Origin of the sequence: Marinobacter bohaiensis (assembly GCF_003258515.1) — a bacterium.
Lineage (GTDB): Bacteria > Pseudomonadota > Gammaproteobacteria > Pseudomonadales > Oleiphilaceae > Marinobacter_A > Marinobacter_A bohaiensis.
Genome location: NZ_QGEH01000007.1, coordinates 1 through 25292 on the forward strand (window position 1 = coordinate 1; position 25292 = coordinate 25292).

The window sequence follows — 25292 nt, forward strand, 5'->3', positions numbered from 1 at the left end:
GTGACATGGAGGGGTTGTCAAGCTACTGCGTTCGTGGCGCTTGAAAACCCCTCTTGGCGATTGAATAAGTGAATCCCTTCGCAAAGGGTCCACTCTGAGAGACAAGTCCTGTGCCAGAAAAAGAAAGACCAATAAAAACAGATCTCTAACGCCATTCCACTCGATTCACCCACCGGTCGCCGGGCAACAAGTTGCTCAAATCGAGCAAGATCTTGCTTGATTGGGCGAGATATTGCTCACCGGCAAGTGATCCAGCTTTCTGTCTAGCCGAATTGCTCCAGCACTTCCGGCAACGCCTGCAACCCGTGAATCACGGCTGAGGGCGCCAGCTCCCAGTCGTCAAACGGCTGGTCCAGATCACGCTGCACCCAGATGGCCATCAGCCCGGCGGCACGGGCGCCGATCACGTCCCAGGCATTGGAGGACACCAGACACAGGGGCTGGTCGAAGGCGCCGGTGGCGCGGCGGGCGTAGGCGTACACCGCCGGGTCCGGCTTGAAGCTGCGGACGGCATCCACCGATACCAGACCATCCAGATGATCCAGCAGGTCGTTGGCGCCCAGAACCTGTTCCAGAGCCTCCGGCGTGCCGTTGGAAAAGGCAAAGCAGGGGTATTCCCCCGCCAGCTCCTTCAGCACGGGCCCGGCGTCGGCGAACGCCGGCAGGCTCAGGTAGGCCTGCATCAACTTGTCCTCCCGCGCCCTTGCCAGATCGATGCCGTAGCTGGACATCGCCGTGCGCAGGGCCTGGCGGGTGCAGGTGCCGAAATCGGCGTAATCCCGCATCAGGCCGCGGCGGAAGCTGAATTCCAGCTGCTTCTGTCGCCACAACCGGCTGACGGCGGCGGCCCGCTCGCCGCAATCGTCGCGCAGGTGGTCGGCCATACCCTGGGGGTCGACCAGGGTCCCGTAGACATCGAAGGCAAGATGGATTGTCATAGGTGGTTCCTGTGCCCGGTTTTCATCCAGTTTGGGGTGCGGCAACGTAAAGGCCCGCACCCCTGTTATAAAGGAAGACGCCGTCCCAGTGTACGCCATTGAACCCGCTGTCCGATTACCACGCCGACTCCGCCGCCTTGTGGTCAGCCTGTCCCTGGTCTGGCTGTCCGCCTGCAGTGCGACGCCGTCCCTGTACCAACCCGCGCCGCAACAGCTTGGGGCACCGCCCATCGACGATTTCGATGCCTATTCCCGGGACGTGCGCCAGCACCTGGACCACTATCTGGTGCCGGTGGACGGCTTTCCGCGCGCCGATCAGGTGGCCTGGAACATGCCTTTCGAAGCCAGCCCTGCGGCACATTGCAGCGGCGAAAGGCAGCGTATCGGCCTGCTGCTGGTGCACGGGCTGAGCGATTCGCCGTACGTGTTCCGCGATCTGGGCCAGGCGCTGGCCGAGCGCTGCGTGCAGGTCCGCACCCTCCTGCTGCAAGGCCACGGCACCCGCCCCGGCGATATGGTGGAGGCCGACGCCGAGGTCTGGCGCGCCCAGGTGAACACCCACTTCGCAGCCCTGGCCGACGAGGTGGATCACGCCTTTATCGGCGGCTTTTCCCTGGGTGGGGCGCTGGCCACCGAGCGAGCCCTGGACGCCAATCAGCCCGCCCCCGCCGGATTGCTGGCCCTCGCCCCGGCCTGGGAGCTCAACGGGCTGCGCAACTACCTGTGGCTGGCGCCCATCGCTTCGGTGTTCAAGGATTTTGTTGAGGAGGAGCCGGAGCTGAACCCGGTCAAGTACGAGTCCATGGCCATCAACGCGGCGGCCCAGGTGGCGGACGTGCGCGCCCGGGTGCAGGAGGAACTGGACGCCCGCGAGCGGATCGACCTGCCGCTGATGCTGGTGGCCACCGAGGCGGATTCGGTGATCAACCTGGCCTTCCTGGCTGACCAGTTCCACCGGCGCTTCGCCAGCCCCGCCAGTCGTATGCTGGTGTATCGGGACACCCGCGACGACGCCACACTGCCGGACGATCCGCGCATCACCGTGCGCAACAGCTATCTGCCGGACCAGCGCATTCTGGAGATGTCCCACATGTCCCTGAACAACGCGCCGGACAACCCGCTCTACGGCCTCGACGGTCCGCTCAACCGCTGCCTCGAACCCAACGGCCTGAGCCTGGACGACTGCGACGCGCTGGGCCCGGAAGACCTGTGGTTCAGCGCCTGGCACGAGGGCGCCCGGGACGTGCCCACCAGCCGCCTGACCTTCAACCCCTGGTTCGACGAACTCGCCGGCGGCATCCGCCACTTCCTGGACGACGCCCTGGCCGCAGGGGAGGAATCGCCCTACACTGCGATTCATGAACTCGATTGATCGGTTGAACCTCGACACCCGTGCGCTCGACGTGTTCCTGGCGGTACTGGACGCCGGCAGCGTGTCGGCCGCGGCGGTCAGCCTCGGGGTCAGCCAGTCAGCGGTCAGCCACACCCTGGATCGCCTGCGCCAGACCCTGGGCGACCCGCTGTTCGTCAAGGCCGGGCGCGGCATCACGCCCACCCCCTACGCCCTGCGCACCGGCCCCCACGTGCGCCAGATCCTGCAGGAGCTGCGCAACCTGCCGCTGGGGCCGCCGTTTGCACCGGCCGATACCCACCTGACGCTGACCGTGGCCGCCAACGATTACCAGCGCGACCTGCTGCTGCCGGCGCTGTCGCGCGTCCTGGAGCGGGAGGCGCCCGGCATCGAACTGCACGTGGTGCCCTCGGGTATACCAACCCCGGACCGACTGCGTCGGGACCTGTGCAACCTGATGATTTCGCCGCATCCACCGCCCGCCAGCGATATCCTGCAACAGCGTCTGCTGGACGACCGCATGGTGGTTTTCTACGATCCGTCGCAACGCGACGCCCCGGCCGACCTGAACGACTACCTGGCCAGCCGGCACATTTCCATTGTCTTCAACACCGGCGAGCGGCTGGGGCTGGACGACGCCATGGCGGCCCAGGGTATCCACCGCGACGCCGCGGTGACCGTATCCAACTTCTCCGGGCTGGCCGCTTTCCTGCGCGGTTCCGATCTGCTGGCAAGCGCGCCGGCGCGGCTGCACCAGGGCATGATGCGGGAATTCGCCCAGGCGCCACTGCCGTTCAACCACCGCCCGTTCAGCCTCTACATGCTCTGGCACCAGCGCTACCAGGACGACCCCGCCCACCGCTGGATCCGGTCGCAGCTGCTGGACGTCGCCGGTCGTCTGCCCGCCTGATCGCCAACATACCGATCGATTCTGTTCATAGGTAGAATGAGCGCCCCGGGCGTTATCCCGCTGGATGACTCCCGTATGCTTCGGTTTCGTACCTTTTGTCTTTCAAACCCATTTCACGGCCAGCGGCCCAACCGGAAATCCCTGCACCATGCTGTCACTGACCAGCCTGTCCACGACCCTGTTGCTGGCGGCCACCGTCGCCCTGGGGCCGCTGGCCACCGACATGTACCTGCCGGCCATGCCGCAGATGGGCGAGCTGCTGGGCGCCAGCACCGGCCAGGTGCAAATGACCCTGAGCCTGTATATGGCCGGCTTCGCCCTGGCCCAACTGATCTGCGGGCCGCTGGCGGACAGCCTGGGACGCAAGCCGGTGATGATCGGTGGTCTGCTGCTGTTCACCGTGGCGAGCGTTGGCTGCGCCCTGGCCACGGACATCGAAGGCCTGATGCTGTGCCGTTTCCTGCAGGCCCTGGGCGGCTCCGCCGGACCGGTGCTGGGACGCGCCGCGGTGCGGGATATCCACAGCCCCCGTGAAGCCGCGCGCATCATGGGGCTGATGGCGGCGATCATGGGCCTGGCGCCGGCGCTGGCCCCGACGCTGGGAGGGCTGCTACTGGCCGCCTCCGGCTGGCCGGCGATCTTCCTGGCCCTGGCCGGCTATGCCCTGCTGATGGTCACGCTGATCGCCCTGCGTCTGCCCGAACCGCTGCCGCTCCATTACCGCCAGCCGCTGCGCCCGAGGCCGCTGCTGCGCAACTACGGCACGGTGCTGCGCGACCGCTCGTTCCAGGGGTATGCGGTGACCAACGCGCTGGTGTTTTCCGGGCTGTTCGCCTTCCTGTCGGGGTCGTCCTTCGTGCTGATTGATTTCCTGGGGGTCAGTCCGTCCGCCTTCGGCGCCTATTTCTCGGTGATCGTGTTCGGCTTCGTCTCGGGCAGCTTTCTGTCGGCCCGACTGGCGCGGCGGTTCTCGCCCGATCAACTGCTGCGCGCGGGATTGGGCATCGCCGTCCTGGGAAGCGGCCTGATGGCGGCACTGGCATGGGCCGAGGTGTTCACCCGGATGGCGGTGATCCTGCCGCAGATGCTGTTCATGATCGGTGTCGGCCTGACGCTGCCTCAGACCCTGGCCGGCGCCCTGGCGCCCTTCCCGCATATGGCCGGGTCCGCTTCGGCCATCTACGGCTGTCTGCAGATGAGTGCCGCCGCCCTCACCGGCCTGCTGGTGGGGCACTTCCACAACGGCACCAGCCAGACCATGGCCACGGTGATCGCCGTCTGCGCCCTCGCCGCCGGCCTCAGCTACCTGTTGCGGGCGGCACGGCAGCCGGCGCCCGGCTTCGATGCCGCACCCAGCCACGGTTGATTCTCGGCCCCCGCGTCCCCATACCACAGGACAGTTCAGGTAAAAGAGCTAGACTGTCTAGACTTTCTGCCATCCGGGACCGGAGTACGGTTTCACCCGAAAGTCTCATCATCCATCCCGCCGCGTCTGCGGTACAAAGCGGATGGCCTATCAGGAAAAATCCCAAGGAGTGTTCGAATGAGCAAGGTGACCCTCGACAGCAACCCGATCGACGTAGCCGGCCAGTTTCCCGCCAAGGGCGACAAGGCACCGGACTTCAAACTGACCACCGGCGGCCTGGAAGATAAATCCCTGAGCGCCTGGAGCGGCCAGCGCAAGATTCTGAACATCATCCCCAGCATTGATACCGGCGTGTGCGCAGCCTCCACTCGCAAGTTCAACGAGAAAGCCGGCAGCCTGGACAACACCGTGGTGCTGGTGGTCTCCGCCGACCTGCCGTTCGCCGCGGGCCGTTTCTGCGGCGCTGAAGGGCTGGATAACGTTGAAACCCTGTCCACCTTCCGCAACGACCAGTTCCGCAAGGACTACGGCGTGGCGATCGAGAGCGGCCCGCTGGCCGGCCTGTGCTCCCGAGCCGTGGTGGTGCTGGACGAGAACGACACCGTGATCCACAGCCAACTGGTCGGCGAGATCAAGGACGAGCCGGATTACGACGCGGCCCTGGCCGTACTGTAACGCTCACCACCGGGGTTTGCCGGCGACCGTACCGGCAAACCCCACTCTCCCCCGTCTCCAGGGACTGGTAGACTGCGCTCCCAACGCATCCGTTACCGCTCAACGCCCCGGAGACCGACACCGTCGTGAATCCCGCCCAGGACAACCGTCCCCTCAGCCGCCAGTTGCTGGTCATGACCTGGCCCATGCTGTTCGGCGTGCTGTCGCTGATGAGTTTCCAGCTGGTGGACAGTATCTTCATCGGCCAGCTGGGCCGGGATCCGCTGGCGGCGCTGGGTTTCACCGTGCCCATGCAGCAGCTGATCATCGGCCTGCAGGTGGGTCTGGGCATCGCTACCACCGCGATCATCTCCCGCACCCTCGGTGCCGACGACGTGGCGCGGGCCGAACGCCTGGGCGGCCTGGTGGTGATCATCGGCGGCTCACTGGCGCTGCTCCTGCTCGTCGGCCTGTGGCTGGGCCGGCACGGGATCATGGGGCTGCTGGGCGCCGAAGCGGACCTGATGCCACTGATCTCGGCCTACTGGGTGCCCTGGCTCGGCGCCGCCTGGATGGGTGCGATGGCCTACTTCGGCTACAGCGTCAGCCGCTCCCACGGCGACACCAAACTGCCCGGCTATATGATGGTGGTCACCAGCCTGGTCAACATCGCCCTGGATCCGCTCTATATCTTCGTCTTCGGCTGGGGCCTCCCCGGCGCCGCCATGGCCACTATCACCGCTTTCGGCATCAGTTGCCTGGTGGTCTATCCCAAACTGCTCAAACGCGGCTGGCTGCGCTTCGATCTGTCGGCGCTGGCGCTGGGGCCGGCCATCCGCCAGTTGGGCGGGATCATGGCGCCGGCCATGATGAGCCAGTTGATGCCGCCCATCGCCGCCAGCCTGGCCACCGCCCTGGTCGCCGGTTTCGGCACCGCTGCCGTGGCCGCCTGGGGGCTGGGCACACGGCTGGAGTTCTTCTCCATCGTGGTGGTGCTGGCGCTGACCATGTCGCTGCCGCCGATGATCGGGCGCCTGCTGGGCTCGGGTGACATCGACCGCATCCGCGCGCTGGTGCGCATCAGCGTGCGCTTCGTGGTGGTCTGGCAGCTGGCGATTGGTCTGATCTGGCTGGTGCTGTCGGGGCTGGTGTCGGAATTGTTCAGCGCCGACGCCTCGGTCACCGACATCCTGCACAGCTACCTGGTGCGGGTACCGCTGAGCTACAGCGGGCTGGGGGTGTGCATGCTAATGGTGTCGGTGTGCAACGCGCTGGGGCTGTCCATGCGGGCGCTGCTGATCTCGGTGCTGCGGCTGTTCGCGTGCTTCCTGCCCTTCCTCTGGGTGGGCTCGCAGATGGGCGGTATCGACGGGCTACTCAGCGGCGCGCTGATCGGCAACCTGCTGGCCGGCACCCAAGCCTATCTGTTCTACCGCCAGGGCATGCGCCGACTGCAGGCGACGCCGGCTCCGGCTACCTAATCAAACTTCGCGCGAAAGGCCACAGGCATGGGCGCGACCTTGCGCTGGCGGTAGTCGAAGAACACAAACCCGTACTTGGCCATCGCCACCGCCTGGCCAGTGTCTGCCTTGGTCACCCGGAACACGAAGTCCCCGCCGTACCGGTTGAAATCCAACAGGCCAATCTCGAAACGCAGCTCATCCGGGTAGAAGGACTCCCCCTGGTACATGGTGGCCAGGTCCGTGACGATAATGCCGACCCCGTCGCGATCCGTTTCCTCGACGCCGTAATGGGCCAGGAATTGCGCCCGGGCCTCGGACAGCATGGAAATCAGGGCGTCGTTGCCCAGGTGGTTGGCGCCGTTGATGTCGGTGATCCGCACCGGCAGGGAAGTGGAAAAGATAAAGGCATCATCGGGAAACGACAGTTGGACACGGGCCATAGGGCAATACTCTGATCATTGGGTCAAAACGCCAGTGTACCGGTCCCGGGCCAAGACCGCAGTCGCAATCCCGTTATCGAGCCGCTATGGTGAGAGCAGTTCCGATCCACTGAGCGTGACAACAACACCATGATGCAACCACGCCCTGCCTCCACGCTGGCCCTGCTGCGGGACAGCGCCGACGGCTTCGAAGTGCTGATGCTGCAGCGCAGCCGCAAGGCCGCGTTCCTGCCGGGATACTACGTCTTCCCCGGCGGCGCGGTGGATGCCGGCGACGCCGATTCAGGACTCGCCGCCTTCGCCGACGGCCACGACGAAGCCTCCGCGCGGGAACTGCTGGGTGTGGAACATGATGCCCTGGGTTATCTGGTCGCTGCCATCCGGGAATGCTTCGAAGAAGCCGGCCTGCTGCTGGCGCGGGACGACGCCGGTCAGCATCCGGGCCCGGCCCACCCCGTGCTGGCCAGTGCGCGGGAGCCGGTGACCCGGGGCGAGCTGTCGCTGGCCGCTCTGTGCGACGCCCATGGCCTGCGCCTGCCGCTGGGCGAGATGACCTACATCGACCACTGGGTCACGCCGCCGGGGGCGCCGCGCCGCTTCGACACCCGCTTCTTCCTGGCCCGGGCGCCGGCGGATCAGGTGCCCGCCCACGACGGCCGCGAGACCATCAACCATTGCTGGCTGACGCCGCAAGAAGCGCTGACCCAGCACCGCGCCGGCAAACGCCAGTTCGGCGCGCCGACGCTGACGGTGCTGCGTCGCCTGGCCCGCTTCAACAACGCCGCAGACGCGCTGGACGACGCCCGCCGCCGCAAACCCAAACCGTTCCCGACGGAACCCTGGCCGGCGCGCAAGAACGGCGATCCGATCCTGCTCCACCCCGGCGACGCGGCCTACCCGGAAGTGCGCAAGCGCGATCCCCAGGCCTATGGCCAGCTTGAGGCCCGGATCGAGCCCGGCCAGTGGACGCCGGTCGGCGAGAGCATCTGGCGGCTGACCGTCCCCAACCCCAGCGTAATGACCGGCCCCGGCACCAACAGCTACCTGATCCGCGATCCCGGCGGCGATCTGGTGATCGATCCCGGACCGCACCACGAGCAACACCTGCACCGCCTGCTGGATCAGTGCGGCGGCCAGCTGCGGGCGATTCTCGTGACCCACACCCACGGCGACCACAGCCCCGGCGCCCAGGCTCTCAAGGCCGCCACCGGCGCGCCGCTGATCGGCCTGCCGCCGCCCGCCGACGGCCACCAGGATCTGACCTTCCGTCCCGATCACATCCCCGCCGACGGCGAGACGATCGAGCTGGATGGCACCCGGCTGAAAATCCTGCACACACCGGGACACGCCTCCAACCACCTCTGCTTCCTGCACGAGGGCGAGGGCATGCTGTTCTCCGGCGATCACATCATGCAGGGCTCGACGGTGGTGATTAACCCGCCGGACGGCGACATGACGGACTACCTCAACGCCCTGATGAACCTTCTGGAAGAAGAGATGGAGTGGATCGCCCCGGGGCACGGCTTTCTCATGGCCTACCCGCAACTGGTGATCGACCTGCTGGTCACCCACCGCCTGAGTCGCGAACGCAAGGTGGTCCGCGCCCTGCGCAAGGTTGGCCCCGCGCCGCTGGAGACGCTGGTGGGCGAAGCCTACGCCGACGCCGCCACCGCCCTGCACCGCATGGCCGAGCGCTCACTGCTGGCCCACCTGCTCAAGCTGGAGAAGGACGGCCGGGCGCGCCGCGAGGGCGACGACTGGGTCCTGTGCTGACGCTCAGTCCGTCAATCCCCGCAACACCTGATTGTGCATCTCGGCATCGGCATCGCTGAACAGCACGAAGCGGATCCGGCGCACCGATGCCAGCCCGAAGCACTCGTCCCAGAGCGTGTGCAGCGCCACCCCGGCGGCATCCGCCATCGGGTAGCCGAACACGCCGGTGGACAACGCGGGAAAACCGATTGATGCCAGCCCCTCCGACTCCGCCAACCGCAGCGCGTTGCGGTAACAATCGGCGAGCAACTGGTCGGAGGGCTGGTCCACGCCGTAGACCGGTCCCAGGCAATGGATCACGTAATCGTTGGGCAACCCGAACGCCTCGGTGATCACCGCCTGCCCCGGCCGGATCGGCGCCAGAGGCCGGCAGGCCCGGTCCAGCTCCGGCCCCGCCGCCCGATGAATGGCCCCGGCTACGCCGCCCCCGGGCCGGAGCTCGGCGTTGGCGGCGTTGACCACGGCATCCAGATCCGCCTGCCGGGTGATATCGCCCCGCACGCATTCCAGCGTCACCGGGCCTCGAACGCGTTCCCCCATGATTCCTCCCTGGCGTTGCTCGAACGACTGATGACCATTTCGTAAGCCTTTGAAAAAGCGCGTCAATCAGCGCTTTCAGGCGATTATTTCATACGTCGATGGGTGCGACCTGACCGGTGTCATTGCACATTTTTCATACAGACTAACGACCTGCCTGCTATTTTTAAACGTACCCTCGGTGGGCACAAGGCCCCGTTTTCCGGGGTCTGGCCCGACGATGACACCGCGCTTCCAGCGCGGCCAGTGATCCAAGAGATGGTGATTTCAAACACCGTGACTTCAGAAACACAAGGAGAAGGTGCATGAACAGGCATCACGAGAAAGCCAGACTGGCACTGGTGCTGGGCCTGGCCGGTTTCATGGCGGCCTGCGCCAGTTCCGGAACAATGCCGAGTGAGGACAAGAGCGCCGCTGAAGGCGCGATCCGGCAGGCGGAAACGTCCGACGCCCGCGATTACGAGCCGGTATTGCTCAACCGGGCACAGAATAAGGTGGCGGACGCCCAACAGCTGATCGACGCGGAGAAGTTCCGGGAGGCCGAAGACCTGCTTGAGCAGGCCACGGTCGACGCCGAACTGGCGGCGGCGCGGACCGAGACCGCCAAAGCCCGCGAAGCCGTCGATGAGATCAACGAAAATATCGAGCAGCTGCGCCAGCAACTCAACGCGGCTCAACAGTGAGCGGATGCCAGGAGGTTACGATGACTAAACGGATATTGATGTCAGGTTCCGCGGCGACCCTGGCCCTGTTGCTGTCAGCCTGCGCCAGCGGTCCCGCCCAGAATGCCAAGGTGGATGAAGCACGCTCCGCCTACCAGGCCATCGAGGACGATCCCTACGTGGCCCGCGCGGGGTCGACCCAGCTGCGCCAGTCTGAACTGGCCTTGAAGGAGGCCGATTCCCTGCTCGAAGAGGGCGCCGACACCGATCGCGTGGAACAGGCCGCCTATCTGGCGCGCAGCCATGCTGAAATCGCAAGCCAGCAGGGCGAAAGAGCGCGCCTGCAGGAAGAGATCGCCTCGGCGCAGAGCCGCCGCGAGCAACTCAAGCTGCAACAGGCGCAGTCCGAGGCCGACCGTCTGCGCGCGGAGATGGAGGCCCTGCAGGCCGAACAGACCGAGCGAGGGATGGTGCTGACCCTGGGCGACGTGCTGTTCGATGTGAACAAGGCGGATCTCAAGCCGGCCGGCGAACGTACGGTCCAGCGACTGGCCGATTTCATGGCCGAATACCCGGAGCGTCGGGTGCGGGTCGAGGGTTACACCGACAGCACCGGTGCGGCCAGCTACAACCAGCAGCTGTCCGAGCGTCGGGCGGAATCGGTGCGCAACTCGCTGATGCTGGAAGGCATCGACTCTGGTCGCGTCGAGGTGATCGGCCACGGTGAGGATTATCCGGTGGCCAGCAACGACACCTCCAGCGGACGCCAGCAGAACCGGCGCGTGGAGATCGTGATCTCCGACCAGCAGGGGATGATCAAGTCCCGCTAGGTCCTGTGCCAACTCATTCACCAACCCAGCAGACCCTGGCCCGCCCGTGATCATTACGGGCAGGCCGGGAGTCCGGTGATGCGACCATGGGGTGGCGGCTCGCCGCGGATGCGGTCCTGATCGCGCATCTCGCGTTCATCCTGTTTGCCATATTCGGCGGGCTGGCCGTGCTCTGGCGCCGCTGGTTACTGTGGCTGCATCTCCCCACGCTCGCCTGGGCCACCCTGGTCATGCTGAACGGGTGGCTCTGCCCGCTGACGCCGCTGGAAATCGAACTGCGCCAGCTCGCCGGCGACGCGGGCTACCAGGGCAGCTTCATTGCCCATTACCTGTTACCGCTGATCTACCCACCCGGGCTGACGCGTCCCGTACAGATCCTGCTCGGCGCGGGCGTGTTCGGCTTCAACCTGCTGGTGTACGGTGGGCTGCTGTGGCGAATATGGAGGCGGCGAAAGACAACAGGATCTTAATGGTCGTCACGTCCGGCAGCAGGCAGAATAGGCCCTTCCAAGACATTGACCGACCCGCCACGACACGACGGGAGACCCCGCAGACATGACGTTGGACCGCAGTACCGTTTACCGCCCGCGCCGCTTTCTGGCCCTGTTGGGTGCGCTAACCTTCAGTGCCGCCCTGCACGCCCAGGACCCCGCCCCCGAACAACCTCACCCGGTGGAGGTACCCGAGGACGAAAGCGTAGAGGACATCGAAGCCAGCCAGGACCCGGGCGCCACAGACGACGCCGACTCAACCGACGCAGAGGCGGAGCCGGCCCCGGAGCCTCAGCCAGAAAAGGCTACCCAGGTTGCGCCCAACGTCGATCTCAAGGAAGTCGCACCCACCCCGGAGCCGGTGAAAAAGGCCACGTCGGACACCGCTTCCCAATCATCCGGCGATACCACATCGCCGGACAGCCCGGAGCCCGCCGCGGACGACACGCCGACGACGAAGACCGAACAACCAGCGGCCGAGACACCCGAGACGGCCACCGCCCCCGACACGGGAACGAGCACAGGCACCGAAGCACCGGCCGAGCCCGCCCCCCAGGCCAAACCGCTGGTCATCCTGGGTTCGGAGGTCAGACCGGGCACCTCCACCCGGCTGGGCTGGACCCCGGACACCACCATGGCCGGACTCAAACAGCCCACCCCGGTACTGGTCATCAACGGCGCCCAGCCGGGCCCCAATCTGTGCCTGACCGGCGCCGTGCACGGCGATGAGCTGAACGGCATCGAGATCATCCGGCGAGTGATGTACGACATCCAGGCCGAGGAGCTGAGTGGCCGCCTGATCGGGATTCCCATCGTCAACCTGCAGGGCTTCCAGCGCGGCTCGCGCTACCTGGCCGACCGTCGCGACCTGAATCGCAATTTCCCGGGCGACCCCAACGGCAGCCTGGCCTCGCGCATCGCCTACTCGCTGTTCAACGACGTGATCAAGCACTGCGATATGCTGGTGGACATCCACACCGGCTCACTCAAGCGCAGTAACCTGGCCCAGTTGCGGGCGGATATGCACAACGACGCCGTCGCCCGCTTTACCGAGGGCTTTGACCAGATGGCCGTGGTCCACAGCCAGGGCAGCCCGGGCATGCTGCGCACGGCCGCCACCCGCAACGGCATTACGGCGGTCACCATGGAAGCCGGCGAATCCCTGCGTATCCAGGAGGAACAGATCAAGGCGGGCGTCAACAGCATCAACAGCCTGCTGGAGAAACAGGGCATGATGTCGCGGCTGTTCGTGTGGGGCAAACCCGAGCCGGTCTACTACAACTCCAGCTGGATCCGCGCCACCCACGGCGGCATCCTGGTGAGCGATGTGGAGCTGGGGCAGGAAGTGGTCGCCGGGGAAACCCTGGGGATCGTCACCGATCCGATCACCAACGCCCAGCATCCGGTCCGGGCGAAACAGGACGGCCGGGTGATCGGCATGGCGGTGGACCAGGTGGTGATGGCCGGCTTTGCCGCCTACCACATGGGCACCGAAGCGCGCGGCCCGGAAGAACCGCTGGAAGACGAGTAAACGGTTCGCGCCGGGACAGTGGTCCCGGCGCCGGTTGCCTCAGTGGGGCGACGCGCTGGAGAAAATGTTGAGCACCATCACCCCGGCGACAATCAGCAGGATACCGATGATTCCCGCCAGATCCATCGCCTGGCCGAACACCAGCCAGCCAATCAACGTGATCAACGCCACCCCCGCGCCGGCCCAGACCGCGTAGGCAATGCCAACAGGAATCGTGCGCAGGGTGATGGCCAGGAAGTAAAAGGCCAGTCCGTAACCGACCACCACGATCACCGACGGCCAGAGCCGGGAAAACCCTTCAGACGCCTTCAGGGCCGACGTCGCCACCACTTCGAAGCAGATGGCCGCGGCCAGCATGAGCCAATGTTGCATGGTCCAGACTCCTCTCTAACCAGTGGCGCCGCGCCAGTATCGTTGCGCCAAACCAATCCCGTAACACAAATCAATGGGGAGCCCGACAGGGTACCCGAGGCATTATCAGGCGGCCAGCGGGACAACTACGGAGTCGTTCCACGCGGGTCGGGCGGGAATCCATACCGGCGTCATTCCCGGCTTGATCCAAATGCGGTTAGCGGGCAGTCTTGAGACCACAACAACGAGCCAACTCTCCGGCCCGGCCGTTCGCGGCCCGACCAGACCATACGGAATGCCATGATGCGCCTTGCCCTGACCTGCCTGATCGCCCTGCTCACCGCCGTCGCCCTGCCCGTCCAGGCCCTGGAACGCAATTGCACCCCCGAGGACAACACCTGGCTGCCGTCGCGCTACTACGACGTGGGCCAGATCGTGTTCTACGACGGCCAGTGGTACGCCGCCCGCGAATGGCAGGAAGGACAGCGCCCCGACGGCGGCGGTTTTGCCTGGAAGCCGCTGGACCAGGCGCCGGAATGCGATGCGCCGCAAAAAGCGGTCGAGTCCGGCGCGAATGGCGCGGCACCGGCCACGTCAGCCGAGGGTGGCAGCAGCGTGACAGGCGATACCCCGGCGCAGACCGACTGCAAGCCGGCGCCGGTCTGGACCTTCTCGGAAGCCTACAGCGTGGGCCAGTGGGTCACCCATGAAGGACGGATCTACCGCGCCACCCGCCCCAGCAATGGCGACATGCCCGGCGTAGCCGAGCCGCCCCACTGGGCACCGGTGACCGCCGACTGTCCCGCCGGCTCCTGATCAGGAGCCGGTATTGGCCGCCTCCAGTTCCCGGTCCCGGGCCGCCAGCCAGCGGGCCAGGTTGCGCAGGATACGTCGCGCCAGCTTGCGCGCCTTCTCGGTGTAGGGGCCTTCGAAGTGGGTGTCGAGGGTGTGATTGAAGTGATCAAACCAGAGTTCGAAATGTTCGCGGCTCAACGGGAAATGATCGTGTAATTTATCGTGCTTTTCGATCATGTTTCGGTGGTAGGTGTCCTTGCCCAGCAGCATCTTGCACCAGTAGCCCTCGATCAGCGGCAAGTGATCGGCCAGGTGCACGCCCGCCACCTCCGTGAAGACAGGCTCCATCACGGGATCGTCCAGCAGACTGGCGTAGAACAGCTGCACCATGCGATGGATCGCAGCGGGATTGTCGAGATCCATAAGCCCTCCGCCCCGGGATCGGTTTACGGCGAACTCCTGATCATAACGCACAACCCCGGAGATCCGTCACCCGCAAATCCATCGCCTCCGTCTATGAACCCGCTGTCACCCGCCTATCAGCCCGGAAGTACTGATAAATCCCGAAATCCCGGACATCACGATTTCCGCCGCCATGGCCGACAGGATCAGGCCACTGATCTTGGACATGATGTTCAGACCGGTCTTGCCCAGGGCCTTCTCCAGATAGCCGGACAGGTACAGCAATACCGCCAGCGCCAGCAGCCCCGTCACCAGCCCGAGGACACCACCGGCGATCTCCGGCGCCGTGGTCAGCTCCGCACCGTAGACCAGGATGGCACCGATGGTGGCCGGCCCGATGATGATGGGAATCGCCAGCGGCACCACGGCAATGTCGTCGCGGTCCTCCTGCGGCAGGCTGGTGGCGTGGTTGCGGGTGCCGCTGTTGACCAGGCTGATGGCGGTCAGGAACAGCAGCGAGCCGGCGCCGATGCGGAACGAGTTCAGGGTAATGCCAATGGCCTCGAACAGCACCGGGCCGGCAAAAAACAAAGCCAGCCCCAGGATCAGCGCCGCCAGCACCGAACGCTGGATCACCTTGGTCTTGTGGGCCTTGTCGTCCCCCCGGGTCAGGGCCAGGAACATGGTCACCACAAAGAAGGGCGCCAGCAGGAACAGGAAACGGATGGCACTGCTCAGGTAGGTGGCCAGAAACGTCTGCAGCATGGTGTCCTCAGGGAACAAAAGAGTGTCTTTTCAAAAGGGTGCAGACATTAACCTAGCCCCTGACGGGCCACTATGCGTAGTTATAACCAGCCCCTTTCCATACACCGGTGTACTGTGGGAAGCTGCCTGCCAACAACAGACAACCGCTGGAGTATGAACATGCCCCTCAGCAGCCCCCGCAGCCTGAACACGCCCCGCGGCCGGTTCGCCTACCGGGAGGGCGGCGATCCCGACGGCCAGCCGCTGGTGATGATCCACGGCTGGCCGGAAAGCAGCTACTGCTGGGCCGCCGTCGCGGAACACCTGGACCCGCGCTACCGGATCATCGCCCCGGATCTGCGCGGACTGGGCGACAGCGATCGCAGTGACGGACTGGCGCACTACCGCAAACAGGCCCTGGCCGGGGACGTGATCTCACTGCTGGACCCGTTGGGAATTGAGGACTTTTTCCTGGCCGGCCACGACTGGGGCGGCGTGGTGGCCCAGGAAATCGCGCTGGCCGCTCCAGAGCGGGTGCGCAAGCTGGTGATCATGAACATCGCCATCATCAACAACCACAAGGGCAACCAGGAAGTGATCGACACGGTGCGCGCCGGCAGCGCCAGCGTGTACTGGTACCAGCATTTCCTGCAGACGCCGGACCTGCCGGAGGCGATGATCCCCGGCAACGAGGAACCGTGGCTGCGCCATTTCCTGCGCGCGGCCCACGGCCGGACCTTTCCGGAGAAGGCCCTGCAGGAATACGTGCGCATGTTCCGGATTCCCGGCACCGCGGGCGCCAGCGCCAACTACTACCGCACCTTCCGCGACGATGCCAAGCGCTGGGCCAGCATCGCCGGCCACGTCTGGCCCATGCCCGGCCTCTACATCTACGGCAACCGGGACAAGGTGATCCTGCCGCAGTACCTCAACCACATCGAGGACTGCTTCGAGTCCATCCACGTGGAAGAAGTCGACGCCGGGCATTTCCTGCAGGAGGAGCTGCCGGCCGAGGTGGCTGGCCATCTGGATCGCTTCCTGGCCGACTAATCCGACTTGGTCGCGACGGCCTCGGCGCGGTTCGCGGAGGCCGGGCGCCGGAACAGCACGACATTGCCCAGCAACGCCAGACCGGCGCCCAGAATGGCCGGCCAGGTCCACTGGAAACCCTCCAGCCAGGTCGATACGCTCAGCGCCACGACGGGAAACAGCACCGTGGCGTAGCCGGCGCGGTCGGCGCCAAGCACGCGAATCACCGTCAGATAACTGTAGAAGGCGACGATGGAGCCGGGAATGGCCAGGAACAGCGTCGCGCCCCAGAAGCTTCCGGCCGTGGGGACCTGCCAGTCGACGCCCTTGACCAGGCACCACACGCCCAGGATCACCGCGCCGTAGAACATGGCCCAGGCGTTGCCCGCCAGCAGCGGCACCTCCGCCGCCCGTACCTTCACGCTGATCAGGTTGCCGAAGGAAAACCAGTAGGTGCCCGCAAGGGCGAAGCCAATGGCGGCCAGGGTCGCATCACCCAGTTGCAGATCGTGCCAGAACAGCAGCGCCACGCCGGTCACACCCAGGGCCACGGCCGGATAGAGACGCCGGTTGGGCGTCAGGCGCAGCAGCAGCCAGCCGTTGAACGCGTTGAACAACGCTGCCAGCGAGAACACCACCGCCAGCAGGCCCGAGGTCATGGTTTCGGCGGCACGATAGATCAGCAGGAAGTTGACGCTGTAAAGGGTCAGGCCCTGCAGCACCAGCCAGCGGTGCTGCACCAGGCTCAGTCGCGGCAGCTGGCGCGCCAGCTTGAGCACGCCCAGGGTCACCGCCGCCGCCAGCACGAACCGGTAGAACACCGACAGGTCCACCGGCGCCGACTCCACCTGCAGACGGATCGCCGTCCAGGTCAGGCCCCAGATCAGGACCGTCAGGGCGTAATGGGCGGCGATGGGCATAGGTTACGTCCTTGTCGCGAAATCCTGGAAACAGGACGCAAAGGTTAGCGCAACCGGCGGGAAATTACTGCTTTATGAACGGGGCTGCCGGCGACAGGCAGCCGCCCCGGATCCGATCAGGAGTTGGACAGGATCTCGACGATCTCCCGAGTGTCGCGAATCACGCGGTAAATCCTGTCTTCGATGCGCACACGGTCATAGCGATCGTCCAGATGGTGGACGTCGCCATAGCGATCATAGTCGTGCGGCAGGTGGTCGCCCCGGTGCAGTTTCTTCTGCCAGCCCGGCGGCAGCGACTGGCCGCGGTCGACCTTCTTCTGCAAGCCTGGCGGCAGGTTATCATCGTGATGGTGACGATCACCGGCCTGGGCCAGTCCAACGGCACCCAGCATCAGCGTAGCCGCCAGTAAAAAGCGTTTCATGGCGATGACTCCCTAACAATGGCCAATGCCAAGAAACCTACCACGAGCGGCCGTTATGGCGCCCTTACCAAAATGTAAAGCACTAATCGGTCAGGTTCTCCCGCCGCTCCATCACAATCCGCGAGATCATATCTTCCACGCGGCGGATATCCTCGCCCTCGTTGCCATGCCCCGTGAGCACCACCTGGGCGCCGATGGTGGCCACATAAAGCAGCATCGACAGGTCGCGAATCCGCTCGGGTTCGCTGTTGAGGTTCTGGAACAGCAGGCAGTTCTGGTTCATGCGCGACTCGTCGACCTCCTGAACCAGTTGCGCCGCGTAGTCGTTGCGCCGGGCAAAATCGCGGACCGCCAGCTCCACCTGCAGGCGCCGCACATTGCGCGCTGAATCGGTCAGCATCAGACGCAGGATGTCGCGCAATTCTGCCTCGGGATCATCCCCCTTGGGCTTCCAGTACTGCAGCTCGTGGAAACGCCGGTCGCGCCAGCGATTGAGGAAGCTGACCACCAGATCCTCATGGTCCTTGAAATGCCAGTAGAAACTGCCGCGGGTGACGCCCAGCTTCTTGGAGAGGGTCAGCACCCGCAGCTGGCCGAACCCGCCCGCCGCCACTTCGCCGGCCGCAGCATCGAGCCAGTCGTCCCGGGTCAACTGGGCCTTGTCGCCGTCGCTCTTGCGGCCGCGTTTGCTTCGTTGGGTTGCTTCGCTCATTCGGTGTCCACTGCCTCTCCATCAATCTGGCCGGGGATTCTACAGCATAGCGCCAGCCGTTGACCGCTTCCTGAACATACATTAGTGTACGGAAAAACAATACACCAGTGTATGGATTCGGCGAGACGACCTCCGAACCCTTCTCAGACCCACAGCGGGGCGCCCACGCCGCCCCGCTGGCCAACAGGGAGCAACGTGATGAGCAGCGCGCACTACGATGTGAACGGCGACACCGCCGTCATCCGCCTGAATAACCCACCGGTGAACGGCCTGGGCCTGGCCCTGCGCCAGGGAATTGTCGATGGCATCAAGCAGGCCGAAGGCGATGACGCCATCAAGGCCGTGGTCCTGATCGGCTCCGACCGGGCGTTTTCCGGCGGCGCCGACATCAGCGAGTTCGGTACAGACAGGATGCTGGCCGAACCGATCCTGACCACCGTGATCAACGTCATCGAGACGGCGAAGAAGCCGGTCATTGCCGCCATCAGCGGCGCCTGCATGGGCGGCGGCCTGGAACTGGCGCTGGGCTGTCACTATCGCGTCGCCAAGCCGGATGCGCAGATTTCCCTGCCGGAAGTGAAGCTGGGCATCCTGCCCGGCGCCGGCGGCACCCAGCGCCTGCCGCGGGTGATCGGCGTCGAGCACGCCCTGAACATGATCGTCTCCGGCGCGGCCGTGCCGGCCAAACAGTTCCAGGGCAGTCCTCTGTTTGATGACATTGTCGAAGGCGAGCTGCTCGAAGGCGCGCTGACCTACGCGAAGAAAATCGTTAGCGAAAACCTGCCGCTCAAGCGCGTACGCGACCTGAAAGCCAAGCATGAGAACCCGGAAGGCTTCTTCATGTTTGCCCGCAATACCGTCGGCGCGGTGGCCAGGAACTACCCGGCGCCGCTGAAGTGCGTGGACGCCGTGGAAGCCGCCGTGACCAAGCCGTTTGACCAGGGCATGGCGGTCGAGCGCGAAGCCTTCGCCAACCTGCTGCAGACGCCGGAATCCAGGGCCCTGCGCCACGCCTTCTTTGCCGAGCGCCTGACCAGCAAGATCGCCGACGTGCCCAGCGACACCCCGACCCGCGACATTCAGCAGGTGGGCGTGATCGGCGGCGGCACCATGGGCACCGGCATCACCATCAACTTCCTCAACGCCGGCATCCCGGTGACCCTGGTCGAGATGAAACAGGAAGGCCTGGACCGGGGCGTCGCCGCCATCCAGAAGGTCTACGAAGGCCGGGTGAAGAAGGGCCGGATGAGCGAAGACAAGGCCAGGGCCTGCATGAATCTGCTGACCCCGAGCCTGTCCTACGACGACCTGAAGGACGCCGACCTGGTGATCGAAGCGGTGTTCGAGGAAATGGGCGTCAAGCAGTCCGTTTTCGAAACGCTGGACGCCACCTGCAAGCCGGGCGCGATCCTCGCCTCCAACACCTCCACCCTGGATCTGAACAGGATCGCGAGTTTCACCAAACGCCCGGAAGACGTCATCGGCCTGCACTTCTTCAGCCCGGCCAACATCATGAAGCTGCTGGAAGTGGTGCGTGGCGACAAGACCGCCAAGGACGTGCTGGCCACGGCCATGAAGCTCGCCAAGACCATCAGGAAGACCGCCGTGGTCTCCGGCGTCTGCGACGGCTTCATCGGCAACCGCATGATCAACCAGTACCAGCGTGAAGCCATCCTGATGCTGGAAGAAGGCGCCACCGTCCAGCAGATCGACAAGGCCATCGAGAAGTTCGGGTTCGCCATGGGCCCGCTGCGCATGGCGGACCTGGCTGGCGGCGACATCGGCTGGGCCATCCGCAAGCGCCTGTACGCCGAGCACCCGGACATGACCAGGATGGTGGTGGCCGATCGCCTGTGCGAAATGGGCCGCTACGGCCAGAAGACCGGTGCCGGCTTCTACCGCTATGAACCGGGCAACCGCAACGCCCTGCATGACCCGGAAGTGGACAAGGTGGTGGACGAGGTCCGCGCCGAGCTGGGCATCACCCCGCGCAAGATCAGCAACCAGGAAATCGTCGAGCGCTGCGTCTACGCCCTGGTCAATGAGGGCGCCCGCCTGCTGGACGAAGGCATCGCCCAGCGCGCCTCCGATATCGACATGGTGTACCTGACCGGCTACGGCTTCCCGGTGTTCCGGGGCGGCCCCATGCACTACGCCGAGGAAGTGGGGCTGCCCAACGTGGTCCGCGCCATGGAACCCTTCGCCGACACCCACACCCAGCCGGGCTTCTGGGAACCGGCGCCGCTGCTGGCGCGCTGCGCCGCCGAAGGCAAGCGTTTCGATGAGCGCGCCAAATAAGTCGGGTATCCGGTCAACGAATTTCAGCGGGGCTGCCTGCGGGCAGGCCCGCCAACAGGAGAATGGTTATGTCCAATGATGTCGTCATCGTATCCACCGCCCGTACGCCGCTGGCCAAGTCCTGGCGCGGCGGGCTGAACATGACCCACGGCGCCACCCTGGCCGGCCATGCGATACAGCACGCGGTCGAGCGCTCCAGGGTCGACCCCAACGAAATCGAAGACGTGCTGATGGGCTGTGCCCTGCCCGAAGGCTCCACCGGCAACGACGTGGCCCGCATGGGCGCGATCCGCGCCGGCCTGCCGGTCACCGTCGGCGGCGCCACCATCAACCGCTTCTGCTCGTCTGGCCTTCAGGCCATCGCCATGGCCGCCCAGCACATTGCTGTGGATAAAGTGCCGGTGATGGTCGCCGGCGGGGTGGAATCCATCTCCACCGTCCAGGCCAACGTCAACCAGAACTACCTGATGGAACCCTGGCTGGCCAAGCACAAGCCGGAACTCTACTGGTCCATGCTGCAAACCGCGGAAACCGTGGCCGAGCGTTATGGCATCAAGAAGGAAGCCATGGACGAGTACGGCGTGCGCTCCCAACAACTGGCTGCCAAGGCCCGTGAAGACGGTAAGTTCAACGACGAGATCGTGCCCATCACCACCACCATGGGCGTGGCGGACAAGGCCACCGGTCAACTGAGCACGAAGGAAGTCACCGTCAGCCAGGACGAGGGCATCCGCCCGGACACCAACCTGGAAGGCGTCAGCAAGATCCGTTCGGCCATGCCGGGCGGCGTGGTCACGGCCGGTAACGCCAGCCAGTTTTCCGATGGCGCCTCTGCCTGCGTGCTGATGGACGGCACCCTGGCTGAGCAGCGCAACGTCGAGCCGCTGGGGATCTTCCGCGGCTTTGCCGTAGCCGGCTGCGAGCCGGACGAAATGGGCATTGGCCCGGTGTTCGCCGTGCCCAAACTGCTCAAGCGCCACGGCCTGACCGTTGATGACATTGGTCTGTGGGAACTGAACGAGGCCTTCGCCGTCCAGGTTTTGTACTGCCAGGAAAAACTGGGTATCCCGATGGATCGCCTGAACGTGAACGGCGGCGCGATCGCCGTGGGCCACCCTTACGGCACCACCGGTTCCCGCCTGGTCGGCCACGCGCTGATCGAAGGCAAACGGCGCGGCGTAAAGTATGTGGTGGTGACCATGTGTGTGGGCACCGGCATGGGGGCCGCCGGTCTGTTTGAGGTGGCCTGAGGCCGCCCACAGCGCTCGCTTCGCTCCCGCGGCCTATCGCCGGGAGCGGGGCCATGCTGGCATCAGAGGCCACGTGAACACAGCGCAATGATTCAGGCGTACTCAAGTACCCATCGAAGCCCGAGCTTCTACTACAGTTACTGTGAGTAGTCCGAAAACCAACAACAACACCGTGTTTATCCAGACGTCGACCCGACAGCGAGGTAAGCCATGGACCTGAACTACACCCCGGAGCATGAAGCCTTCCGGACCGAAGTGCGCCGGTTCCTGAAAGAGAACCTCCCCAGAGACATACGCGAACGCGTGAAAAAGCGCCTGCGCCCGGACAAGGCGATGACCCAGCGCTGGCAGAAAATCCTCCACGACAAGGGCTGGGGCGCGTCCACCTGGCCCGAGGCATTCGGCGGTCCGGGCTGGTCGCCGCTGGAGCAGCTGATTTTCGAGGAGGAATGCGCCCTGGCCGGCGCCCCGCGCCAGCTGGACTTTGGTCTGCGCATGGTCGCGCCGGTGATCATGACGTACGGCAACGACGAGCAGAAAGAACGCTTCCTGCCCGGCATCCTCAGCGGCGAGGACTGGTGGTGCCAGGGCTATTCCGAGCCCGGCGCCGGTTCCGACCTGGCGTCGCTGAAGACCCGAGCGGTGCGCGAAGGCGAGCATTACGTGGTCAACGGCCAGAAAACCTGGACCACCCTGGGCCAGCACGCCGACTGGATCTTCTGCCTGGTACGCACCAGCAACGAAGGCAAGCCGCAGCAGGGCATCTCCTTCCTGCTGATCGACATGAAGACCCCGGGCGTGGAGGTCCGCCCGATCATCATGCTCGACGGCGAGCACGAGGTGAACGAAGTCTACTTCGACAACGTCAAGGTGCCGGTCGAGAACCGGGTGGGCGAGGAAAACCAGGGCTGGACCTACGCCAAGTTCCTGCTCGGCCACGAGCGCACCGGCCTGGCCAACGTGGGCCAGTGGAAAGCCATGATGAAGCGTCTCAAGGAAATCGCCGAGGAACAGCCGGACGGCGACCGGGCGCTGATCGAGAACGCCCGCTTCCGCGACCGTCTGGCGCAGCTCGACATCGAACTGCAGGCCCTGGAGCTGACCGTCCTGCGCGTGCTGACCGACGACAACGGCCCTGGGCCGCAGACCTCGATCCTCAAGATCAAGGGCACCGAGATCGGCCAGGCGCTGTTCGAGCTGGCCATGGAAGCGGTGGGCCCCGCTGCCCTCGCCCATATTCCGGATGCCCTGGAGCTCGACTACGAGGGCGCGCGGGTCGGTTCCATCGACGCCACACCGGCGGCCGGCGACTACTTCAACATGCGCAAGCTGTCGATCTTCGGCGGATCCAACGAGATCCAGCGCAACATCATCGCCCAACGGGTTCTGGGACTGTAAGGAGGCGCGCATCATGAACTTCAATCTCACCGAAGAACAACACATGCTGCAGGACTCCCTGCGCCGCTTCCTGGCCAACGAATACGGCTTCGACAAGCGCAGGGACATCGTCGCCGGCGGCCAGGGTGTGGATAAGGCCACCTGGAACGCCTTCGCCGAAATGGGCCTGCTGGGCTACACCCTGCCGGAGGAGTACGACGGTCTGGGCGGCAACGGCCTCGACACCATGCTGGTGATGGAAAACTTCGGCCGGGCCCTGGTGGTGGAGCCCTACCTGTCCACCGTGGTGCTCGGCGGCAGCATCATCAGCGAAGCCGGTTCCGACGAGCAGAAGCAGCGCATCCTGCCGAAGATCGCCACCGGCGAGGAATTCCTGGCCTTCGCCCACTACGAGCCGAGTGGGCGTCATAACCTGGATTACGTGCGCACCGAGATCCAGACGCACGGCGACGACTACATCCTCAACGGCCGCAAGACCGCCGTTTTCGACGCCGCCGGGGCCCACTACCTGATCGTTTCCGGGCGCCGCAAGGGACGGCCCACCGAACCGGTGTCCCTGTTCCTGGTCAATCACGACTCGTCCGGGGTGGAGATCGAGGAATACACCACCCACGACGGCCACCGGGTCGCGGATGTCATCCTCGACAGCGTGATGGTCAGCGACGACGACCGCATCGGCGGCCGCGGCCAGGCCATGCCCATCATCGAGAAAGGCGTGGACCGGGCCATTGCCGCCCTGTGCGCGGAGGCCGTGGGCGCCATGGAAGCACTCAACGAAACCACCCGCGAATATGTCCAGACCCGCCAGCAGTTCGGCATGCCGATCGGCAAGTTCCAGGTGATCCAGCACAAGCTGGCGGACATGTTCATCGCCACCGAGCAGGCCCGGTCCATGGCCATCCTGGCCGCCAGCGAGTCGGATTCTGACGACCGCGACCAGCGCCGGCGGGCGGTGTCCATGGCCAAGGCCCTGGTGGGTCAGTCGGCCCGCTTCGTGGGCCAGACGGCGGTGCAGCTGCACGGCGGCATGGGCGTGACCGACGAGATGTTCGCCGCCCACCTGTTCAAGCGGCTGACCCTGATCAACCTGCAATTCGGCGATGCCGATTACCACCTGGGGCAGGTCAGCGACGGGATGCTGAAAAGCGCCTGAAACACCGGCCGGGGCTGTCACGGCGGCAGCGCCGGCTTCAACCACAAGGGGATGTGAGTGAGCGTTAAACAACTCCTCGACCTGAGCGGCAAGGTGGCCCTGATCACCGGTGGTTCCCGGGGTCTGGGCCTGCAGATGGCCGAAGCACTGGGCGAGATGGGGGCGAAAGTCGCCCTCACCGCCCGCAAACAGCACGAACTGGACGAGGCCGAAGGCCATCTGAAGAGCCAGGGCATCGAGGTGATGACCCTGGCGGCGGACATGTCCGACCTGGAAGGTATTCCGACCGTTGTGGACAGGATCGTCGCCGAACTGGGCGACATCGACATCCTGGTCAACAACGCCGGCGCCACCTGGGGCGCGCCCGCCGAGGACTATCCGGCGGAAGGTTGGATGAAGGTGATGAATCTCAACGTCAACGCGGTGTTCTTCCTGACCCAGACGGTGGGAAAAAAATGCTTTATCCCGCGCCGGACCGGCAAGGTGATCAACATTGCGTCCATCGCCGGCCTCTCCGGCAATCCGGAAGCCATGCAGACCATCGCCTACAACACCAGCAAGGGCGCCGTGGTGAACTTCACCCGCGCCCTGGCGGCGGAATGGGGCCACCACAACATCAACGTCAACGCCCTGTGCCCGGGCTTCTTCCCGTCGAAAATGTCCCAGGGGCTGCTGGACGCCCAGGGCGACACCATGCTGGAGCGGATTCCGCTGAACCGGTTTGGCGGTGACGAGGACCTGAAAGGTGCGGCGGTGCTGATGGCATCAGAGGCCGGACGGCACATTACCGGGCAGTGCCTGGCGGTGGATGGGGGGACGTTGGTGTCCTGAGTTTAGCCTCATCCCCCAGACCATGTAGCGGACGCTTTAGC

26 protein-coding genes are annotated in these 25292 nt (G+C 65.3%); 17 read left to right on the plus strand and 9 right to left on the minus strand.

Going from position 1 to position 25292, the window contains the following annotated elements; all coding sequences use genetic code 11:
* Nucleotides 1-263: 263 nt before the first annotated feature.
* Nucleotides 264-938, minus strand: a complete 675-nt coding sequence (locus DKK67_RS20190) for a haloacid dehalogenase type II (RefSeq protein WP_111498336.1) — start codon at nucleotides 936-938, stop codon at nucleotides 264-266.
* A 139-nt stretch (nucleotides 939-1077) separates the two neighbouring features.
* On the opposite strand from DKK67_RS20190, the gene DKK67_RS20195 reads away from it, so the two are divergent.
* The 5 genes from DKK67_RS20195 (at nucleotide 1078) to DKK67_RS20215 (ending at nucleotide 6700) form a co-directional block, all read left to right on the plus strand.
* A complete protein-coding gene (locus tag DKK67_RS20195; protein ID WP_228160724.1) occupies nucleotides 1078-2310 on the plus strand; it encodes an alpha/beta hydrolase in 1233 nt (410 codons plus the stop codon).
* Nucleotides 2297-3199: a LysR family transcriptional regulator gene (locus DKK67_RS20200; protein ID WP_111498337.1), complete on the plus strand. Its 903-nt coding sequence runs from the start codon at nucleotides 2297-2299 to the stop codon at nucleotides 3197-3199. The genes DKK67_RS20195 and DKK67_RS20200 overlap by 14 nt, the downstream gene beginning before the upstream one ends.
* A gap of 148 nt (nucleotides 3200-3347) precedes the next feature.
* The gene (locus DKK67_RS20205) at nucleotides 3348-4565 is read left to right on the plus strand and encodes a multidrug effflux MFS transporter (RefSeq protein WP_111498338.1); all 1218 of its coding nucleotides are present in this window, start codon (nucleotides 3348-3350) and stop codon (nucleotides 4563-4565) included.
* A gap of 177 nt (nucleotides 4566-4742) precedes the next feature.
* On the plus strand, nucleotides 4743-5240 hold the full coding sequence (tpx, locus tag DKK67_RS20210) for a thiol peroxidase (RefSeq protein WP_111498339.1): 498 nt from the start codon (nucleotides 4743-4745) through the stop codon (nucleotides 5238-5240).
* A 173-nt stretch (nucleotides 5241-5413) separates the two neighbouring features.
* Nucleotides 5414-6700, plus strand: coding sequence for an MATE family efflux transporter (locus DKK67_RS20215; RefSeq protein WP_265735517.1), 1287 nt, complete (start codon nucleotides 5414-5416; stop codon nucleotides 6698-6700).
* Here DKK67_RS20215 and DKK67_RS20220 read toward each other — a convergent pair.
* On the minus strand, nucleotides 6697-7122 hold the full coding sequence (locus DKK67_RS20220; RefSeq protein ID WP_111498340.1) for a thioesterase family protein: 426 nt from the start codon (nucleotides 7120-7122) through the stop codon (nucleotides 6697-6699). The genes DKK67_RS20215 and DKK67_RS20220 overlap by 4 nt on opposite strands.
* A gap of 129 nt (nucleotides 7123-7251) precedes the next feature.
* Between DKK67_RS20220 and DKK67_RS20225 the strand changes: the two genes are divergently transcribed.
* Entirely contained in the window at nucleotides 7252-8895 is a 1644-nt protein-coding gene (locus DKK67_RS20225; protein ID WP_322873922.1) for an MBL fold metallo-hydrolase, read from the plus strand.
* Nucleotides 8896-8898: 3 nt separating this feature from the next.
* On the opposite strand, the gene DKK67_RS20230 is transcribed toward DKK67_RS20225, so the two are convergent.
* Entirely contained in the window at nucleotides 8899-9435 is a 537-nt protein-coding gene (locus tag DKK67_RS20230) for a macro domain-containing protein (RefSeq protein ID WP_111498341.1), read from the minus strand.
* A gap of 302 nt (nucleotides 9436-9737) precedes the next feature.
* Between DKK67_RS20230 and DKK67_RS20235 the strand changes: the two genes are divergently transcribed.
* The 4 genes from DKK67_RS20235 (at nucleotide 9738) to DKK67_RS20250 (ending at nucleotide 12946) form a co-directional block, all read left to right on the plus strand.
* Nucleotides 9738-10115, plus strand: coding sequence for a DUF4398 domain-containing protein (locus DKK67_RS20235; RefSeq protein WP_111498342.1), 378 nt, complete (start codon nucleotides 9738-9740; stop codon nucleotides 10113-10115).
* Between the two features lie 20 nt (nucleotides 10116-10135).
* Nucleotides 10136-10924, plus strand: a complete 789-nt coding sequence (locus DKK67_RS20240; protein WP_111498343.1) for an OmpA family protein — start codon at nucleotides 10136-10138, stop codon at nucleotides 10922-10924.
* An 86-nt stretch (nucleotides 10925-11010) separates the two neighbouring features.
* Nucleotides 11011-11394: a DUF2784 domain-containing protein gene (locus tag DKK67_RS20245; protein ID WP_111498344.1), complete on the plus strand. Its 384-nt coding sequence runs from the start codon at nucleotides 11011-11013 to the stop codon at nucleotides 11392-11394.
* Between the two features lie 85 nt (nucleotides 11395-11479).
* Nucleotides 11480-12946 carry a succinylglutamate desuccinylase/aspartoacylase family protein gene (locus tag DKK67_RS20250; protein WP_111498345.1) on the plus strand — a complete coding sequence of 489 codons (1467 nt, stop codon included), beginning with the start codon at nucleotides 11480-11482 and terminating at the stop codon, nucleotides 12944-12946.
* A 39-nt stretch (nucleotides 12947-12985) separates the two neighbouring features.
* On the opposite strand, the gene DKK67_RS20255 is transcribed toward DKK67_RS20250, so the two are convergent.
* The gene (locus DKK67_RS20255; protein WP_111498346.1) at nucleotides 12986-13318 is read right to left on the minus strand and encodes a DMT family transporter; all 333 of its coding nucleotides are present in this window, start codon (nucleotides 13316-13318) and stop codon (nucleotides 12986-12988) included.
* A 279-nt stretch (nucleotides 13319-13597) separates the two neighbouring features.
* Here DKK67_RS20255 and DKK67_RS20260 point away from each other — a divergent pair, with 279 nt between their 5' ends.
* Complete coding sequence (locus DKK67_RS20260; protein WP_111498347.1) at nucleotides 13598-14113, plus strand: carbohydrate-binding protein; 516 nt, start codon at nucleotides 13598-13600, stop codon at nucleotides 14111-14113.
* Here the strand turns inward: DKK67_RS20260 and DKK67_RS20265 are convergent, their stop codons facing one another.
* Both DKK67_RS20265 and DKK67_RS20270 read right to left on the minus strand, forming a co-directional pair.
* Nucleotides 14114-14515, minus strand: coding sequence for a group III truncated hemoglobin (locus tag DKK67_RS20265; protein ID WP_111498348.1), 402 nt, complete (start codon nucleotides 14513-14515; stop codon nucleotides 14114-14116).
* Between the two features lie 105 nt (nucleotides 14516-14620).
* Complete coding sequence (locus DKK67_RS20270; protein WP_111498349.1) at nucleotides 14621-15259, minus strand: MarC family protein; 639 nt, start codon at nucleotides 15257-15259, stop codon at nucleotides 14621-14623.
* A gap of 159 nt (nucleotides 15260-15418) precedes the next feature.
* On the opposite strand from DKK67_RS20270, the gene DKK67_RS20275 reads away from it, so the two are divergent.
* On the plus strand, nucleotides 15419-16288 hold the full coding sequence (locus DKK67_RS20275) for an alpha/beta fold hydrolase (protein ID WP_111498350.1): 870 nt from the start codon (nucleotides 15419-15421) through the stop codon (nucleotides 16286-16288).
* On the opposite strand, the gene DKK67_RS20280 is transcribed toward DKK67_RS20275, so the two are convergent.
* The 3 genes from DKK67_RS20280 to DKK67_RS20290 form a co-directional block, all read right to left on the minus strand.
* The gene (locus tag DKK67_RS20280) at nucleotides 16285-17187 is read right to left on the minus strand and encodes a DMT family transporter (protein WP_111498351.1); all 903 of its coding nucleotides are present in this window, start codon (nucleotides 17185-17187) and stop codon (nucleotides 16285-16287) included. The two genes, DKK67_RS20275 and DKK67_RS20280, sit on opposite strands and share 4 nt — an antisense overlap.
* Before the next feature lie 116 nt (nucleotides 17188-17303).
* The gene (locus tag DKK67_RS20285; protein WP_111498352.1) at nucleotides 17304-17609 is read right to left on the minus strand and encodes a hypothetical protein; all 306 of its coding nucleotides are present in this window, start codon (nucleotides 17607-17609) and stop codon (nucleotides 17304-17306) included.
* A gap of 82 nt (nucleotides 17610-17691) precedes the next feature.
* Nucleotides 17692-18321: a TetR/AcrR family transcriptional regulator gene (locus DKK67_RS20290; protein ID WP_111498353.1), complete on the minus strand. Its 630-nt coding sequence runs from the start codon at nucleotides 18319-18321 to the stop codon at nucleotides 17692-17694.
* 198 nt (nucleotides 18322-18519) lie between these two features.
* Here DKK67_RS20290 and DKK67_RS20295 point away from each other — a divergent pair, with 198 nt between their 5' ends.
* From DKK67_RS20295 to DKK67_RS20315, 5 genes are all read left to right on the plus strand, one after another.
* Nucleotides 18520-20619, plus strand: a complete 2100-nt coding sequence (locus DKK67_RS20295) for a 3-hydroxyacyl-CoA dehydrogenase NAD-binding domain-containing protein (RefSeq protein ID WP_111498354.1) — start codon at nucleotides 18520-18522, stop codon at nucleotides 20617-20619.
* 68 nt (nucleotides 20620-20687) lie between these two features.
* On the plus strand, nucleotides 20688-21869 hold the full coding sequence (locus DKK67_RS20300) for an acetyl-CoA C-acyltransferase (RefSeq protein WP_111498355.1): 1182 nt from the start codon (nucleotides 20688-20690) through the stop codon (nucleotides 21867-21869).
* Between the two features lie 210 nt (nucleotides 21870-22079).
* The gene (locus tag DKK67_RS20305; protein ID WP_111498356.1) at nucleotides 22080-23267 is read left to right on the plus strand and encodes an acyl-CoA dehydrogenase family protein; all 1188 of its coding nucleotides are present in this window, start codon (nucleotides 22080-22082) and stop codon (nucleotides 23265-23267) included.
* 13 nt (nucleotides 23268-23280) lie between these two features.
* The gene (locus tag DKK67_RS20310; protein WP_111498357.1) at nucleotides 23281-24420 is read left to right on the plus strand and encodes an acyl-CoA dehydrogenase family protein; all 1140 of its coding nucleotides are present in this window, start codon (nucleotides 23281-23283) and stop codon (nucleotides 24418-24420) included.
* Nucleotides 24421-24477: 57 nt separating this feature from the next.
* Nucleotides 24478-25251, plus strand: coding sequence for an SDR family oxidoreductase (locus DKK67_RS20315; protein WP_111498358.1), 774 nt, complete (start codon nucleotides 24478-24480; stop codon nucleotides 25249-25251).
* Nucleotides 25252-25292: the final 41 nt, after the last annotated feature.